The organism is Phycisphaerales bacterium, assembly GCA_016699835.1.
Lineage (GTDB): Bacteria > Planctomycetota > Phycisphaerae > Phycisphaerales > UBA1924.
The window spans coordinates 769129-785483 of the sequence record CP064987.1; the positions used below are offsets into that span (position 1 = coordinate 769129).

13 protein-coding genes are annotated in these 16355 nt (G+C 65.0%); 5 read left to right on the forward strand and 8 right to left on the reverse strand.

From position 1 onward, the window contains the following. Nucleotides 1-49: 49 nt before the first annotated feature. Nucleotides 50-1576 carry an AMP-binding protein gene (locus IPK69_03230; GenBank protein QQS09648.1) on the reverse strand — a complete coding sequence of 509 codons (1527 nt, stop codon included), beginning with the start codon at nucleotides 1574-1576 and terminating at the stop codon, nucleotides 50-52. 184 nt (nucleotides 1577-1760) lie between these two features. On the opposite strand from IPK69_03230, the gene IPK69_03235 reads away from it, so the two are divergent. The 5 genes from IPK69_03235 to IPK69_03255 all read left to right on the forward strand — a co-directional run bounded on the left by IPK69_03235 (nucleotide 1761) and on the right by IPK69_03255 (nucleotide 7735). Further along, on the forward strand, nucleotides 1761-3110 hold the full coding sequence (locus IPK69_03235) for a TlpA family protein disulfide reductase (protein QQS09649.1): 1350 nt from the start codon (nucleotides 1761-1763) through the stop codon (nucleotides 3108-3110). 363 nt (nucleotides 3111-3473) lie between these two features. Continuing rightward, nucleotides 3474-4670, forward strand: coding sequence for a hypothetical protein (locus tag IPK69_03240; GenBank protein ID QQS09650.1), 1197 nt, complete (start codon nucleotides 3474-3476; stop codon nucleotides 4668-4670). Between the two features lie 114 nt (nucleotides 4671-4784). Further along, nucleotides 4785-5009, forward strand: coding sequence for a hypothetical protein (locus IPK69_03245; protein QQS09651.1), 225 nt, complete (start codon nucleotides 4785-4787; stop codon nucleotides 5007-5009). A gap of 99 nt (nucleotides 5010-5108) precedes the next feature. Then, a complete protein-coding gene (locus tag IPK69_03250; GenBank protein QQS09652.1) occupies nucleotides 5109-6287 on the forward strand; it encodes a hypothetical protein in 1179 nt (392 codons plus the stop codon). 1019 nt (nucleotides 6288-7306) lie between these two features. Continuing rightward, nucleotides 7307-7735 (forward strand): molybdenum cofactor biosynthesis protein MoaE, encoded by a 429-nt coding sequence (locus IPK69_03255; protein QQS09653.1) that lies wholly within the window; start codon nucleotides 7307-7309, stop codon nucleotides 7733-7735. Nucleotides 7736-7893: 158 nt separating this feature from the next. On the opposite strand, the gene IPK69_03260 is transcribed toward IPK69_03255, so the two are convergent. The 7 genes from IPK69_03260 to IPK69_03290 all read right to left on the reverse strand — a co-directional run bounded on the left by IPK69_03260 (nucleotide 7894) and on the right by IPK69_03290 (nucleotide 16294). After that, on the reverse strand, nucleotides 7894-8925 hold the full coding sequence (locus IPK69_03260) for a hypothetical protein (GenBank protein QQS09654.1): 1032 nt from the start codon (nucleotides 8923-8925) through the stop codon (nucleotides 7894-7896). A 250-nt stretch (nucleotides 8926-9175) separates the two neighbouring features. After that, on the reverse strand, nucleotides 9176-10048 hold the full coding sequence (locus IPK69_03265; GenBank protein ID QQS10407.1) for a carbohydrate ABC transporter permease: 873 nt from the start codon (nucleotides 10046-10048) through the stop codon (nucleotides 9176-9178). 68 nt (nucleotides 10049-10116) lie between these two features. Then, nucleotides 10117-11046: a sugar ABC transporter permease gene (locus tag IPK69_03270; protein QQS09655.1), complete on the reverse strand. Its 930-nt coding sequence runs from the start codon at nucleotides 11044-11046 to the stop codon at nucleotides 10117-10119. Beyond that, entirely contained in the window at nucleotides 11043-12467 is a 1425-nt protein-coding gene (locus tag IPK69_03275; GenBank protein QQS09656.1) for an extracellular solute-binding protein, read from the reverse strand. Before IPK69_03275 ends, IPK69_03270 begins: the two co-directional genes overlap by 4 nt. A 62-nt stretch (nucleotides 12468-12529) precedes the next feature. Then, the gene (locus IPK69_03280; GenBank protein ID QQS09657.1) at nucleotides 12530-12973 is read right to left on the reverse strand and encodes a hypothetical protein; all 444 of its coding nucleotides are present in this window, start codon (nucleotides 12971-12973) and stop codon (nucleotides 12530-12532) included. A 58-nt stretch (nucleotides 12974-13031) separates the two neighbouring features. Further along, complete coding sequence (locus tag IPK69_03285; protein ID QQS09658.1) at nucleotides 13032-13826, reverse strand: prepilin-type N-terminal cleavage/methylation domain-containing protein; 795 nt, start codon at nucleotides 13824-13826, stop codon at nucleotides 13032-13034. Beyond that, on the reverse strand, nucleotides 13823-16294 hold the full coding sequence (locus tag IPK69_03290) for a glycosyl transferase family 36 (GenBank protein ID QQS09659.1): 2472 nt from the start codon (nucleotides 16292-16294) through the stop codon (nucleotides 13823-13825). The genes IPK69_03285 and IPK69_03290 overlap by 4 nt, the downstream gene beginning before the upstream one ends. Nucleotides 16295-16355: the final 61 nt, after the last annotated feature.

The window sequence follows — 16355 nt, forward strand, 5'->3', positions numbered from 1 at the left end:
CGAATCTCGATTCGTCCTGCGTGCATCCCCCGCGCATGGGCATTCGTCGCTATGCCGACGCCCCGTCCTTGAGTTCCGGACGGTTCTTGAGTTCCCGCCGCATGATCTTCCCCGTCGGGTTCTTGGGGAGTTCATCGAGTCTGATGACTCGGTCGGGCACCTTGTACCCCGCGAGCGACTGGCGGCACCACGATTGCAACTCACGCTCGTCGAACTCGCCCCCCTCGCGGATCTCGACAAAGGCGACGGGCAACTCGCCCCGCACGGGATCGTGCACACCGATCACGCCCGACGCGGCGACCGAGGCGTGCCTGTTGAGGACCTCCTCGATCTCGCGAGGGAAGACGTTCTCGCCGCCAACGATCATCATCTCCTTGAGGCGCCCGGTGATGTACAGGTGCCCGTCGAGATCGAATCGTCCGATGTCCCCCGTGCGGAAGAACCCATCGCTCGTGAAGGCGCCCGCCGATTCCGTCGGGAGTTTGTAATACCCCCGCATCACGTTCGGACCCATGATCTGCACCTCGCCGTCCTCGTTGGGGCCCAGCGGCTTCCCGGTGTTCACATCGACGATCCGTTCCGTCACGCCCGGCAGCGCCATCCCCACGCTCCCGCGCTTGAAATCCTGGGGCCTGCACCAGTTCGAGACCGGGGCCGTTTCCGTCAACCCATACCCCTCGTTGAGCGTCACGCCGAACCGATCGCGCAGCCGTTCGAAGACACTCTGCGGGAGCGGCTCGCCACCCGAGACCACAAACCGCAGAGAGGCCCAGTCCTCGGGCGTGGCGTCCTTGGCGTTGGCGAGTGCCGCGTACATCGATGGGATCGCGATCAGCAGCGTGGGGCGATGCTCCCGTAGCGCCTTCACGATCTTCCCGGGCATGAACCGCGCGAGGTACACCACCTTGAACCCCAGCGAGAGGGGCAGGATCGTCAGCGCGGTCAGCCCGAACGTGTGGAACTGCGGCAGCACGCCGAGAAAGACATGGTCGTCGCCATGCTTGATTCCGACCCATTCCACGATCTGGCGGACGTTGGCGACGATGTTCCCGTGCGTGAGCATCACGCCCTTGGGCTTCCCGCTGGTTCCGGATGTGTACAACAGAAGTGCGAGGTCGTCATCGTCCACCATCGCCGGCCAGCGCGCCTCGGGCACGCCCTCGAACTTCTGCTCGTCCAGACGCACGAGATTCGCAACCCTCGGCGTGAACTTCATGAAGTCCAGCATCGCCCCGACCGTCAGCACGACCTCCGTGCCGCAGTCGTCGATGACATACTGCAACTCCTCGGGCTTGAGGAGATAGTTCAGCGGCACGACGGTTCGCCCGAGGATCCACGACGCGAGGGCCGCCATCGCGAACCCGGCGCCCGTGGGCATCAGCACGCCGACCGGGGCCCGCGGCTCGCCCGGATTCCCACCGCCTGTTGGCGACCCGCTCGTGCTCTCGATGAGCGCCGCGATGTGCAACGCCCCGCCCAGGACCTTCCCCGCCGAGTGCTCACCGCGATCGTCCACGATCGCCACCCGCCCGGGCGAGGAGAGCAGAGACTTCACGATGGGCCAATGGACGCTCATAGGTGTGTGTCGCCAACTTGGAATGGGTCGCCGTCGGATCGATCGTATCGCCCAGAGTGCCCCATGCGAGTGAAACACGAACAGCACCGGATCCGCTTCACGGAGCCGCGCGGGCGTGTCCTCCATCACTCTCGGCCCAGCCATTCGAGCACGCCGATATAGTTTCCCCAAAGGAGATCCATCCATGAACGCTCGTCCGTCGTCGCCGTTCCGCCGTCCGCTTCGCCTCGCCCTTGCGGCCTGTGCCGTCGGGCTGGCGCTGACCTCGCCACTTTTGGCCGCCCCTCCGACCGACGACCAGGTCGAGAACGCCGTCAAAGTCTTCCGCGCGGCCGAGCGCGGCGAGAAGACCAGCGACGTCGTCGCCCGCGCCCTTGAAGGCATCGACCTCTCCGAGGCGAGCGGCGTTCAACTCGAGAAACTCGCCTTCGCGAACTCGGGCGCCGAGGACATGGCCCAGAAGTTCCGCGAGCGCGTCGTGCAACTCGCCGCCGAGCCGACCGCCGATGGCGCTATCGCCGCGAGCCTCGCCCCGCGCCTCATCAAACGCCCAGGTCGTGGCGAGTCGCGCGACGCCTACCTCGCCTCCATGGCCGAGGCCATCACCACCGCCGCGAAGCACCCGGGCCTCTCCGCCGCGCTCGCCGCCGGCCAGGGTGGACAGGTCTTCGTCGATGCCGCCAACTTCTCCGACAAGAGCGTCCTCGCCGAGAAGGGCGTCTTCTCTACGCTCACGGGCCTCGTCAAGAACGACTGGGATCCCAAGAACTACCGCGCGCTGACGACACTCGCCGAGGCCGTCCTCGATGACGACGCCAAGGTCCCCGCCGCCGAGCGCACCCGCATCCGCCAAGCCGCGGTCGCCACGCTCAACAAGGCCAAGGACGACGAGACCCGTCCCGAGGCGGAACGCAAGTTCCTCGCCCGCCAGGTCCAGTTCTTCGACGGAGCCTGGGCCAAGGGCGAACTCCTGGACCACGCCGCCCCGCCCATCACCTTCACCTGGAACAACCAGGGCAAGACGCTCCACTCCTTCGGCGACCTCCGCGGCAAGATCGTCGTCGTCGACTTCTGGGCTACCTGGTGCGGGCCGTGCATCGCCTCATTCCCCCACCTCCGCGAGATGGTGGAACGCTACAAGGACAGCCCCGTCGTCGTCCTGGGCGTCACAAGCCTGCAGGGCCGCGTCTCGTATCCCAAGAACTTCACCGGTGAGAAGACCCTCGAAGGAAAGCGTGATATCACCGCCCAGGATGAGATCGACGCCCTCGCCCCCTGGACCAAGGCGATGGACATGACCTGGCTCGTCGCCGTCAGCGAGGAGTCCTGCTTCAACCCGCAGTTCGGCGTCCGCGGCATCCCCAGCATGGCGATCATCGACGCCAGCGGGACCGTCCGCCACGCCGGCATGCACCCCTCCAACCCCGGCATCACCGACAAGATCGACGCCCTCCTCAAGGACATGGGCGAGAAGGTTCCAACGGCCCCCGCAAAGGACGAGAAGGACGACAAGGCCGAGGGCCACTCGAACTGATCGCCCTCAACACTCGACACGCTGCCGGATCTCCATGATCGTCTCACGCCCCGCCACTCGCTGGCGGGGCGTTGTCATTCTGCGTCCTCTCGATGGACCATCACTAAGAAGGGCGTGCGGCCTGCCGGGGGGGGGGCCCTTTGGCGACGGCTGCTTTAAGCCATCGCCTCGGGCGGAACGATGCATCGTGGAGCGGGCGGTCGTGCGAACGACGGGCCTGTCCCTCGCCGCCCGTCCAACGCCTGTTTCCCCTGGGGAAGTCCCCAGGCAGACGCAGATTCCCAAGAAAATCTCTCCACTTTGGTTGGCATTCTGGAAAACCTGGTGCACATTCTCCATAGTGGGGCGATCGGAGGCGGCCAGATGCGAAGCGGTCATCGAAATCGGACGGGCCTGTCGGCGAACCGGGCGAAGTCGTCCACCAGGGTTTGGGCAGCGGCTGGGGGATTGGGCGGACTGGCCGTGCTCTGTGGCCCGGCCCTCGCCCAGACGCCTTCCTTCGAGATCATCCCCCCTCAGGCCGGGTTCGACTTCTTCAAGCCCAGCGACATCTCGGATCAGGGGATCGTCGTCGGGTCGAGCTACCTCAATATCGGGAACCCGATCGGGGCGCTCGCCGGTCGCTATGTCCCCGGCGTAGGAGGGACACAGTACACGTTCTATCCCTCGAATGTCTCACCGGGTCTGCTCATCTCCGGCGATGGATCGGCGGTCGCCGGTCGACGGCTTAGCAGCGGAGCGGGCGATCCCGGCGGGCCCACGGTGTGGTACCCCGACGGCTCGTTCCACATCATCCCGCGACCCATCGTGCAGGGACTGACGACGAACGTCGTCTTCCAATCCCTCAACCACGACGGCACCTCGGCGGCGTTGACCTACCACCCGTTTCCCAACAACCCCACGGCCCAGGGAAGCGCGGTCTATCGCTGGACGCTGCAGGACAACATCGCGCAACTCCCGCCCTCGCCGCTCCTGGGGACCACCTACTCGTTCGTGAACGGCATGAGCGATGACGGACGGTACATCGTCGGACGGATGGCGCCGAACACAAACTTTCCCGATGCTCCCTTCGCCTGGGACACGCAGCAGAACACGCTCGTGCCCCTCCTCGACGAGAACGGGCAAGTGATGACGACAGGTGTCGCCACCACGATTAGCGGCGATGGGCACACCATCTTTGCCAACGCCCGCATCATTGTGGATGGTGTTTCTACATTCTGGACGGACGGCCAACCGTTCACAGGAGTCTTCCCGAGCGACGCGTCGTACGACGCCAGCGTGCTCGTGGGTTTGCTCGGCACACCCGATGGCCTCGGGGCCTGGGTCTGGACCGAGTCCACGGGCGCGGTGCGTGCCAACGACTACTTCCGCTCCTTTGGCCTTAACTTCCCCGCGACAGCACGGATCCGCGATCTCATGGTCTCCGGCGACGGACGGCACTTTGCGGGATGGATCGAGTCGGGCTCCGCCGGATTCGTCGTCACCATCCCCGCCCCCGGCGCGGCGGTTTCATTGACTCTTGGCGGAATCCTCGCCACCACGAGACGCCGCCGGCGGTAGATTGATCAGCGTCGTCGGTGATTCCCCAAATGCCCCCCAGGCTCACGGTGTTGTCCGGAGCCAGAACCACAAAGGAGTGTGCGTATGCGCCCGAGATCCGTTCAGAGGTCATCGTTGCGTTGGTCCCTCATCGCGCTCGCGGGGCTGGCGGCCCCGGCCCTTGCCCAGGAGGCCTTCTACCCCAGAGTCGTCCTCAGCGGATGGCCCCACATGGATGCCATTGCCGACACGGAAGAGTCCGATTACACCGACCCGACGACCCCCTTCTGGCCCGGTGAGGAGCGGATAGGGATGCTGCCATGGTCGTCTGGCGAGTCACAGGCCCGGTCGATTCCCTGAATCTCCAGAATTCTGACCACTTTCCTTGACAAATCAGAAACATGGTGCAGATTCCCCAATGTGACGGGGTCCAACCTGACGGGGTCTGGAGGCGGCACGATGCGAACTCGGGCACAGACTGTGGCGACGAGTGCGGCGACGAAGGCGGTCGTCTGGGGCGTGGTCGGTATGGCGGCCGGGGTCGCGGGTCCGGCCTTCGCCCAGTCGTCCTCGTGGCAATACATCCCGCCTCTAACGGGCGAGACGTATTTCTTCCCGACCGACATCTCGCACTCGGGCATCGTCATCGGCGGGAGCGGCTCCATCGGCAACCTGCCGAGCCTTGTTCGATCGATCGAGAGATTCGATCCCTCCTCGGGCGCAACGCAGACGACGATCCTCGGCATCAGTGGGAGCGATCGAGGTCACATCTCGGGCGACGGCCTCGTCGTGGGCGGCTACTGGCCTGGCGATGGCTCTCCTGGCTCGGCCGGTCCGTCGCTGCTCTATCCCGACGGCACACGCCGCCTCCTCCCGAGCCCGATGATCCAGGGCGAACTGAAAATGGGGAGTGTGCAGCGGCTGAGTTACGACGGATCATCGGCGGCGCTGCGATACAACCCGCTCCCCAATGGCTCGACGGCCGAGGCCAACTCGGTGTATCGCTGGACGCTGCAGGACAACATCGCGCAACTCCCGCCCTCGCCGCTCCTGGGGACCACCTACTCGTTCGTGAACGGCATGAGCGATGACGGACGGTACATCGTCGGACGGATGGCGCCGAACACAAACTTTCCCGATGCTCCCTTCGCCTGGGACACGCAGCAGAACACGCTCGTGCCCCTCCTCGACGAGAACGGGCAAGTGATGACGACAGGTGTCGCCACCACGATTAGCGGCGATGGGCACACCATCTTTGCCAACGCCCGCATCATTGTGGATGGTGTTTCTACATTCTGGACGGACGGCCAACCGTTCACAGGAGTCTTCCCGAGCGACGCGTCGTACGACGCCAGCGTGCTCGTGGGTTTGCTCGGCACACCCGATGGCCTCGGGGCCTGGGTCTGGACCGAGTCCACGGGCGCGGTGCGTGCCAACGACTACTTCCGCTCCTTTGGCCTTAACTTCCCCGCGACAGCACGGATCCGCGATCTCATGGTCTCCGGCGACGGACGGCACTTTGCGGGATGGATCGAGTCGGGCTCCGCCGGATTCGTCGTCACCATCCCCGCCCCCGGCGCGGCGGTTTCATTGACTCTTGGCGGAATCCTCGCCACCACGAGACGCCGCCGGCGGTAGATTGATCAGCGTCGTCGGTGATTCCCCAAATGGCGGGTGGCGTGGTTTGATTCTGCCTTGGGTGCCATCAGTCGTCCGCTTTGGGACGACTGATGCAAGAGGCTCACAACCGGCGGTGAAGGGCGTTTGAGGAAGGCGAGGAGGGAGTGGCCGGGTGCCCCTTTGACGAGGGCTGCTCTGAGCCGTCGCCTCGGGCCGAGCGTTCATTCGTGTCGCGAGTGGTCTTGAGAACGGCGGACCGGTCCCCCGACACTCGGCGCTCCGACTTTGGTCTGTGGCGCTCCGACATTGGTCTGTGGCGCTCCAACTTTGGTCTGCGGCGCTCCAACTTTGGTCTGTGGCGCTCCGACTTTGGTCTGCGGCGCTCCAACTTTGGTCTGCGGCGCTCCAACTTTGGTCTGCGGCGCTCCAACTTTGGTCTGCGGCGCTCCAACTTTGGTCTGTGGCGCTCCGACTTTGGTCTGTGGCGCTCCGACTTTGGTCTGCGGCGCTCCAACTTTGGTCTGTGGCGGAACAAAAGTTGGGGTTATGCGACGTTCATTCCATTCAAAGGACGGACATTGGGCACACAGCGACCAAACATGTCGGCGAGTATGCGAGTAGAGACCGAACGTCGACGGCGAGCAGGTGGCAGGTGAGCAGGTGATAGCGCTCACCGCGCAAGGATTGCCCTCTTCACACCCCCACCCTCCACCCCCCGGGCCCTCCCTCACGGTCGGGCTCCGTGCTCCTTTGATCCCCATTCCCCTCCCAGACAATTTTTCCGGATTCTTCCACTTTCACTGAATCACCCTCCCAAACGGCACGATCGACACTCCCGGCGGCAATGAACATGTGTATGAGGCCGCCGGGTGCACGCGAAACGGTGGCCGCGATGAGCCCTTGCCTCCATCACGTGGGCGCTCGCGTGTACGCTCCTTCCGTGCCGACGCCGCATCCCACATCTTCGCCCCCCGCCCCCCTCGCCCCCACCATCGCCCCCCCTATCGCCGATCGAGATCCGGATCGTCGAGGGTCCGGTGACACTCACGCCCAATGTCGACGCCACGAGCGAGACCGCACAGACCACCACAAGCACCACGGGCACGACGAGCACCACGGGCACACAGAGCACGACCCGCAACGAGACCGGCGCCATCCTCACCTTTGTCGGCACCGTCCGCGGGACCGAGGGCGAGACCCAGGTGCCAATCGCCGCCCTCCACTATGAGGCCTACGAGCCGATGGCCCAGCGGGAACTCCACGCCATCGCCGCCGCCGCGATCGAAAGGCACGGCCTCCAGAGTGTCCGAATCATCCACAGCACGGGCCGCGTCGCCGTCGGCGAGGCGTCAATCCTCATCGAGGTCCGCTCCCGACACCGGGCCGAGGGGCTCAGAGCGATGGCCGAGATGCTCGACGGGCTGAAGGAACGCGTCCCGATCTGGAAATCGCCGGTCTCGTCATAGCACAGCGCGCCAAAGCCACAACCCGGCCGTCGCCACGACCACACGCCGGCGATCGCCACTCAAAACGACAACGCCGGGCCGATCTCGTGGTGCCTCGGCCCGGCGTGAGGGAGCATGTCCTTGGGGCGCGTGCCACGCCCCAATCCTTTGATCCGTGATCAGCAGCCCGCGTTGAAGCGGATGAGGTAGTAGAGCAGGTCGTCGATCGTCACGCCGCCGTCGGGCGTCCCCGTCCCGCTGCCGTCGTCGACATCCGCGGACACCGAGCCCGCGTTGAAGATGCCCAGGTAATAGAGCAGGTCGTCGATCGTCACGCCGCCGTCGGGCGTGCCCGTGCCCGTGCCGTCGTCCACGTCGGCGACGCAGCCCGGCGTGCTCACCGGCAACTCGGTGTACGTGAAGTTGTCCCAGTAGATCGTCCCGGTCGTGATCGTGCTGTCGCCGACGTATCGGCTGGGCGTGATCTTGATGTGGCTGGGGAGCGGCGACGCGGGGACGCAGTTGCAGCCGCAGTCGGGCTGGATCCCGCGGTTGCACTCGTACTGATTCACGATCGCCTCACGCGGGATGTTCAGCGTGAACGTCTGCCACACCCCGTTGGTCGTGCCGCTGATCCCCGCGGGGTACATCACGCCCTCGGCGGCCCCGGGCATCTGCGCGGGAGCGCCCGAGAAGTTCTCGAACGTCGCCACGTCCTGGTTCTGCACCTTGATGTTCACCTTGATGCACGAGAAGTCGCCGCTGACCGGATCGTTCGTGGGAATCATGTACCGCCCGGTGATCACCACGTCGCCGCCCGAGTAGTCGTAGACCGGGTCGTAGTACCCCAGGTTCGGATCGAAGAAGTTGATCTTGTCGGTGCTGATCCCGACGAAGCCGCCAAAGCCGTCGGTCGTGAGCGCGACCATCCAATCACCCGTGTCCGGCGTGATCGCATTCGGCGTGCCCACGGCCGCCACCGGGGGCGAGATCGAGTCGCCCACCTCACGCAGTTTCGCCTGCGGGCCCGAGGTCCACCAGCCGACCGGTTGATTCAAGGCAAACGGATCGAACCCCTGCTCAAAGCCGGGATTCGTCAGGCAGTTCGCGTTCCCAAGCAGCGGGTTCATGTCCGGGCACGCCGTCTGCCCGAAGGCCGTTGTGCACGCCAATCCCGCCAACGCCGCCACACACAAGGCTCGCTTCATCATGGTCCTGATCTCCCACGCCGGATCACCCGGCGATGAGGTGCGTCTCTGGAATCGGCGGCACTCCCGCCCTTCCATCATCCCACGGAAAACGTTTACATTGTCGCCGAAACTTGGGGGTTCTGTCAAGCCCTTCACACACAATTTTCACTAGAAACTCTCGGACTAGAAGCCTCGTACCGAACTCCGGCAAGACCACCCAGGTTGACACCCAGGAAGGCAAGACGAGTGCCGTCGAGCCGTCGCCCAACGGTCACTCCTTCACCGCACCCGTCGAGATCCCCTCCACAAACGCCCGCCTGGCCAGGATGAATAGCAGCATGAGCGGCGCCACCACCATCGTGCTCGCCGCCATCAGGAGGTTCCAGGGCGTGTTCCCCGCCTTGCTCTGGTACAACTGCAACCCCAGCGCCAGCGTGTACTGGTCGCGATGCGTCAGGAACACGAGCGGCCCGAGGAAATCGTTCCACACATAACTGAAGTGGAAGAGCGCCACCACCGCCAACGCCGGGAGCGAGAGCGGCAGGATGATCCTCGTGAACGTTCCCCAGTGCGAGCACCCGTCGATCCTCGCGGCCTCATCGAGTTCTCGCGGGATCCCCATGTAGAACTGCCGCAAGAGAAAAATATTGAACGCGTTGCCGAACCACGCCGGCACCCACAGCGGCTTGAGCGTCCCGATCCACCCCATCTTCGAGAACATGATGTACATCGGGCCCATGATGACCGGGAAGGGGATCATCATCGTCGCGAGCATCACCGCAAAGACCACGCCGCGCCCACGCCAGCGGATCCGTGCGAAGCCATACGCCGCGATCGCGCTCGAGATCACCATTCCCGTGACGCTCAGGAGCGCGATGATGATGGTGTTGCGCAGGTACAGCGGGAACGTCACGCTCGGGTCGTTCCAGACCTGCCGATAGTTCTCGACCGTCTGACCCGGCATGCTGGCGATCGCGTGCGGATCCGCCGGCGTCACTGCGGGGAGCAGGCTCGCGCCGCCCTCGGCCGCCTGCGCCGGCGTCTTCATCGACGTGACGACCATCCAGAGGATCGGCGTGAGATACAGCAGCGCGATCACCACAAGCGACGCGAAGACGAACGCGCGCGACCACGGCCCGCCCATCGCCGCGCCCCCGCCCCCCATCCCGCTGCTCGCTCGTCGCGTTCCCGCCAAAGTCGCTCCTTGCCGCGTCACGCGGCCCGATAGTGGACCATCCTCTTGCTCGCCGAGATCATGACGCCTGTGAGGATGAGCGTGAAGATCAACTGGACCCAGGCCATCGCGCTTGCGAGGCCCATCTTGTCATACGTGAACGCGTTGTCGTACATCGACGTGGTGTAGAACTGGAACGAACTCGGGTCGCCGCCGGGCGTCGCCTTCATGAAGATGTAGGGAATCGCGAAGATCTGGAGCGCCGCGATCGAGAGCGTGATGACGTTGAACAGGATCGCCGGCGAGATCATGGGAATCGTGATGCTCAGGAATCGTCGCGTGGGCCCCATGCCGTCGATCGCCGCCGCCTCGTACAACTGCTCGGGAACCTCGCGCATCGCGGCGATGTACACCACGACCATCTGCCCCACGCCCCACAAACTCACGACGACGAGAACCGCCATCGCCGTTCCCTTGCTCGCCAGCCACGTCGGCGTCAGCCACGCCGGGTGCAGGTCCGCGCCGACCAGTTTCCCAACCCAGTCCAACGACCCGCCGACGACGGCGTTCATCAGCCCGCGATCACCGTTGAAGATCCACAACCAGATCATCCCCGACGCCGCCATCGGCACGAGCGTGGGCAAGTACACCGCCGTCTGGAAGAACCCCGCCCCGCGCACCTTCGAGTTCAGCATCGCGGCGATCACCAGCGCCACGATCGTCGTCACGGGGATCGAGACCGCCGCATAGACCAGCGTCCGCCCCAGCACACTCCAGTACTTCGCGTCGCTCGCCATCGCAATGTAGTTGTCAAGGCCGACCCACAGGCGGTTCTCAAGGAGCGGAAAGTCGCTGAACGAGTACAGCAGGCTCGCCGCGATCGGCAGGAACAGAAACGCGAGGAACCCGATCACCCAGGGCGAGACCCACAGCCACCCGGCGAGGTTCTCCACCTTGCCGCCCTTCATGCCGTACCGCCCCGCATGCTGTAGCCGCGGCGTCGACGGCGCTCTTCCGCACCATCCAACAGGAACTGGAGCCGAGACTGCACGCTGGGCAACGCCTCCTCCGCGACCAACTCGTGCTTCCAGATCTGCTGGAAGGTCGTGTCGAGGATGTCCTTGAGTTCGGGCCAGATCCGAGTGCGCGGCGCGAGGTACGCGCGCGAACTCTGAGCGATCGCGTTGTGCGTGCGGATCCCACGATTCGGATGGTTCCGCACGAACTCCTCGCTCGGGGAGACCATGGGCGAGTTCTTCATGTGCTGCGTCGCCATGTACTCGACGTTGTCCTGACGCTGGGTGTAGGCGACGAACTCCATGCTCGCCTCGGGGTGTTGCACGCCGCGCGGAATGACGAGGATATCAGAATCGACCAGCCCGATCGGCCGCGAATCGTCCACAAGATCCTCGGCGACGGGAAACGTCCCCACGCCGTAATCCAGATCGGGCCTGTACGCGTTGATCACGTTCGCCAGCCACGGCCCCTGCACCACCATCGCGACCTGCCCCGTCAGGAACGCGTTCATCGGCGAGTCGTACGAGTTCGCAAAGCCGCTCTTGAACTTCTCCGCCGGACCCACGCCCAGGGACTTCGAGTACGACGCCGCCCACTCATACGCCGCGACCGCCTCTGGGGCGCCGATCGTCGCCGTGTCCGACGCCTGGTCATAGATCGTCTGCCCGCGGTGGTATGGCCAGAACCACGACCACCACCCAGGCTCCGTCGGCAGAAACCCGACCCGCTCGATCGTGCCGTCCTTGCCCACCTTCGTCAGTCTCGCGTGGAACTCGTCCATCTCCGCAAACGTCCGCGGCGGACGATCGGGATCAAGCCCCGCCTCCTTGAATCGCGCGCGGTTGTAGTACAGGCCCAGCGTGCCGCCCGTGTTGATCGTCGCCCACATCCGCACGCGCCCCGTGTGGTCCGGGTGCTGCATGATGGGCTGGAACCCCTTCGCGTAGTTCTCGATCCGCACGCCGAAGGGCTCGCCGAGTTCATCGAGCGGCAGGATCCCCTCGCTCTCGGCAAAGAGCGGCACGTCGTAGTTCCACAACCCGATCACATCCGGCGGCCGACCGCCGGCGATCGCGACCAATGCCTTCTGGTTGATCCCCGCCGTGACCAAGTATCGAACGAAGATGCGGTTCTGCGACGCATTGAAACGGTCCACGACCGTCTGCATCGCCTTGCCCTCGTGCCCAGTCCACTTTTCCCAGTAATCGAGGACGATCCGACCGTCGTGGCGCTCTCTGACCCCTTTCGGGCCAAAGGCCACGAACCCCGCGCCCGCCGCAGCGATCGCGCCCAGCGCCGCCCGACGCGTCAGCGTGACACCACGCCTCCTCGGCGACGACCCGGACGATGAATCAGAAGAGCGCTCGCTCACGCGGGATTCTCGCCGGCCCAAGGGTCTGGAGCAAGTGCTTTGTCAGCGATTGCACCAGGCCATTATTCGGGCTTGGGTGCGGGCGGAGCCGACGACGCATTCGATGGCGAGGACGGTGCGCTGCTCGGCAGCGGCGGGAGCGTCTTCCCACGGGCCGCCGCAGCGGCCTCTTTCTCGGCATTCATCCGCTTGACCGTCTCTTCCCACTCGCTCTTGCTGACGAGGAATCCCGTGGGCTGATTCGTCTTGGGATTAATGATCCCCTTCGACGGATCGATCCGCCCGACGGTCTCGGCGAGCATCTTCTCGAACCGACCCCGCGGCATGCTGACCTCCTCGTTCGTGTCCGTGTACCGGATCGTCACGATCTCGGTCGTGTTCGAGGGGCTATAGGGATCGGAGTCCTTGAAACTCCGGACAGCCAGTACCACACTGACCACGAGCAGGACACCCGCGATCGCGTATCCGATCCAGGGCTTGTTCTGAAGTGTCTCACGCAACCCCATCGACAGTTCCTCCGCGTGTGGCTGATCCTACAACCGGCAACCCGACTCTGCCCGACACTCACCCACCGTTGGGATAGAAGTGTCCCCAGTTATAGAACGATCCCGGAGCGCCGTACGGATCTTCCTGATAGCGGTACTCGCGAATATCAATCAGACGAATGCTGAAGTCGCCGAACGAAAAGTTGTTCTTTCCCGAGCCCGAGGGCGTGTTCGAGGCCGATCCTCGCGCCCGCCCCACGTGCCGGGGGAACTCGTCGAGCGCGTCGGTCACGAAGACCGTCCAGTCGAGGTGTCGAATCGCCGTGATCCGCTGCCCCGAGACGCCGACGGGTCGGCCCTGGTACGTCCCCGCGAGCGAGTCGTTGAACCAGTACTCGGTGTACTTGTCGACCTGTCCGCCAGTCGTGGGCGGGAACGGGCGAGTGAAGACACGACCACCCGAGAGCAGGTACGCGATGTTGCTCGGGTCCTTCACGCTCGTGAGACCCTTCGCCGAAGGACAAATGAACGGTGCCTGTCCGGCGTCTCCCAGATACGGCTGCAGGATGTCCACCATGTTCACCTGCATCCGAACATTCGTGGCGATCGGATTCCCCGCGGCATCAACGTTGTACAGCAACGGGTAGATCGCCCGGCCTTCCTTCTGCTCGTCGATGTAGTACTGCAAACCGAGGGTGAGTTGACGCATCCCGCTCTGGCAGATCACCGTCTGCGCCGATCTTCGCGCATTCGCCAGCGAAGGCAGCAGCAGACTAATCAACAGCGCGATGATCGCGATCACCACCAGCAACTCAATCAGCGTGAACGCCCGACGCACGCCACGTATCATCACCGGAACACGATTCGACTTCATGGCACGTTCCTTCCCGCGCCCAACGGCGCGACGGTCCGTTTCACTTCCGCCTGCCCGTGCCCGAAATCCTTCCCGGGCCACGTCACGCGGATCTCAAGATCTCCCTTCGCCGACGACAGATCCTTCGCCGACAGCACGCCCCCCTCGAGCACCTTCCCATTCAGTTCAACGCGCGGCTCGACCAGCGGGTTGCACTCCGCGGCCTGGAACGCCACGCGAATCGCGCGCCCACGCCACGTCCTTTGCACCCGAACCTCGCCGAACGACGCCGGCACGCAGGGCCTGATCCGCAACCCCGCCCACTCCGGACGCAGACCCAGCATCCATTCCATGCTCACGCGGTTCAACCACGCCGCAGAACCCGTGTACCACGTCCACCCGGCCCGCCCAGGCTTGTCCGAGAGCGGCCCATCGACGTTCCCCGGCGTGACGTACGGCTCGGCCCAATACGCGTCCGCATCCACGCCACGCACCGGCGGCGAGATCGAGTCCCAGATGCTCGCCACCGCCTCGCGATCGCCTCGCGCACACGCTGCCATCAGCGCCCACGTCGCCGCGTGCATGTACACCCCGCCGTTCTCCCGGCTTCCGGGGCTGTACCGCGTCACATACCCAAGATCGAGTTGCGGCGTCGTGTACGCGGGCGCAAGCAGCAGCGGGCCATACGCCGACAGCAACTTCTCACGCACGCTCGCCCACGCGGCATCGGCCCGATCACTCGGCGCCACGCCCGTAAGAATGGCCCACGTCTGCGCGTTCAGGTGGATCTGCCCTTCCTTGCACGAACTCGCGCCGACCCACTCGCCGCTGTCCTTCGTGCCATAGCGATACCACGAGCCGTCCCACGCGTGGTCGTTGATCGCCTTGACCATCGCCGCGCGACGCTCGCGATACTCTGCGGCCTTCTCGGCGTCGTCGAGCATCTCATGGATGTGCGAGAAATCCGCGAGGATCGAGGCGAGGAACATCCCCAGCCACACGCTCTCGCCCTTCTCGTCCACACCCATCGCCGAGAGCCCGTCGTTCCAGTCGCACGAGCCAATATGCGGCAATCCTCGCGGCGAGAGGCGCGACAGCGCCCGCGCGATCGACCGCGTGCAGTGATCGAAAAGCGACCGCTCGCCCGCGACATCGCGGAAGGGCGCACGCCGATTCAGAATGTCGAGATCGCCCGTCTCCTTGATGTACGACGCGGTGACGAACGCGAGCCACAGGTAGTCATCGCTGCACGCCGTGTGATTGCCAAAGTCGGCGAGCGCGTGCCACCAGTGGTTGACGCTCCCATCCTCAAACTGGCGCCCCGCATGGAGCACGATCTGCTTCACCGTCTGCGCCGGCTCCAAGGGCAGCCACACCTGCGAGTCCTGCAACTGGTCGCGGAACCCGAACGCCCCCGACTGCTGGTAGTACCCCGTGCGACCCCACAGCCGCCCGCTGATCGCCTGATACGGCAGCCAGTGATTGTTGAGCAAGTCAAAGTCCGCACGCTGCGTCTGGATCGACGTCGGCGAGAGCCGACGCGTCCACCCCTGCTCGGCCTGACGCACCGCCACATCGGCCTGCGTGAACGACGCGTGCCGATCGAGCGCCGAGAGCAGTTCATCCTTCTCGCGCGCAATCCCGATGAGGAACGCGCCCTTCACCGTCGCCCCCGCCTCGAGCGTCAGGTCGCCGCCAAGGGCCGCGCACGCGTCACCAAAGCGACCAAACCCGCCGTTCGTGGGGATCTCCCCCACCATCGCCGCGGGACGCGAGATCGGCATGTATCGCCCCAGAAACCGCGACTTGTCCGCGATCGCCAGTTCCTTCTCGAAGGGGAATCCGCAGACACGATGCCCGGCGACATAAGGCCACGGAACATTCCAGTGCTCCCGCTCCGACTTGGGCGGGATGTCCCACATGTTCTTGGTCGCGAGGATCTCGTGCCGGGACGCGTCGTGCGTCGTCGTGAAGAAGAGCCGATGGAACTCACGCTTCGCGTCGGGCGCCACGCCGCACGTCCACTCGAAGTACGACGCGACGCGAAGGCGGCGCTTCCGCGACGAGACGTTCTCGATCTCGACCGCCCACACCTCGACCGCATCACTCTCGGCCACGCCCAGCGTCCACCGCACGCGGATCCCGTCGTGCTGCGTCTGAAAGGTCGTCCTACCCAGCGTGTGCGTGCACGAGTACGAGTCGTAGTGGACAAAGCACGGCGCGGGCGCCGCCGTCCACACCTTGCCCGAGTCGAGATCGCTCAGGAAGAGGAACTTCCCGTGGGTGTCGCGCACCAGGTCCATCTCCCAGCGCGTGAGCACGTTGTGCTGCGCGTCATCGAACCACGAGAACCCGCCGCCGTTCTGGCTGACGATGAGCCCGTAGCGCCCGTTGCAGATCACATTGGTCCAGGGCATCGGCGTCTTGCTGTTCGTGATGACGAACGACCGTCCCGACGCGTCGAACTGCCCATAGGTGTTGCCGAGCATGCATCCTCTTTCCATCACGGCATCTCGGAGCGAATCTTCGACCGCCCGCGACGCGTCCCCC

Excerpts from the sequence above, each read along its gene's own strand:
- IPK69_03230 (QQS09648.1), bottom strand. The coding sequence starts at position 1,576 with ATGAGCGTCCATTGGCCCATCGTGAAGTCTCTGCTCTCCTCGCCCGGG.
- IPK69_03250 (QQS09652.1), top strand. The coding sequence starts at position 5,109 with ATGCGAACTCGGGCACAGACTGTGGCGACGAGTGCGGCGACGAAGGCG.
- IPK69_03290 (QQS09659.1), bottom strand. The coding sequence starts at position 16,294 with ATGCTCGGCAACACCTATGGGCAGTTCGACGCGTCGGGACGGTCGTTC.
- IPK69_03240 (QQS09650.1), top strand. The coding sequence starts at position 3,474 with ATGCGAAGCGGTCATCGAAATCGGACGGGCCTGTCGGCGAACCGGGCG.
- IPK69_03235 (QQS09649.1), top strand. The coding sequence starts at position 1,761 with ATGAACGCTCGTCCGTCGTCGCCGTTCCGCCGTCCGCTTCGCCTCGCC.
- IPK69_03270 (QQS09655.1), bottom strand. The coding sequence starts at position 11,046 with ATGAAGGGCGGCAAGGTGGAGAACCTCGCCGGGTGGCTGTGGGTCTCG.
- IPK69_03260 (QQS09654.1), bottom strand. The coding sequence starts at position 8,925 with ATGATGAAGCGAGCCTTGTGTGTGGCGGCGTTGGCGGGATTGGCGTGC.
- IPK69_03265 (QQS10407.1), bottom strand. The coding sequence starts at position 10,048 with ATGGGCGGGCCGTGGTCGCGCGCGTTCGTCTTCGCGTCGCTTGTGGTG.
- IPK69_03280 (QQS09657.1), bottom strand. The coding sequence starts at position 12,973 with ATGGGGTTGCGTGAGACACTTCAGAACAAGCCCTGGATCGGATACGCG.
- IPK69_03285 (QQS09658.1), bottom strand. The coding sequence starts at position 13,826 with ATGAAGTCGAATCGTGTTCCGGTGATGATACGTGGCGTGCGTCGGGCG.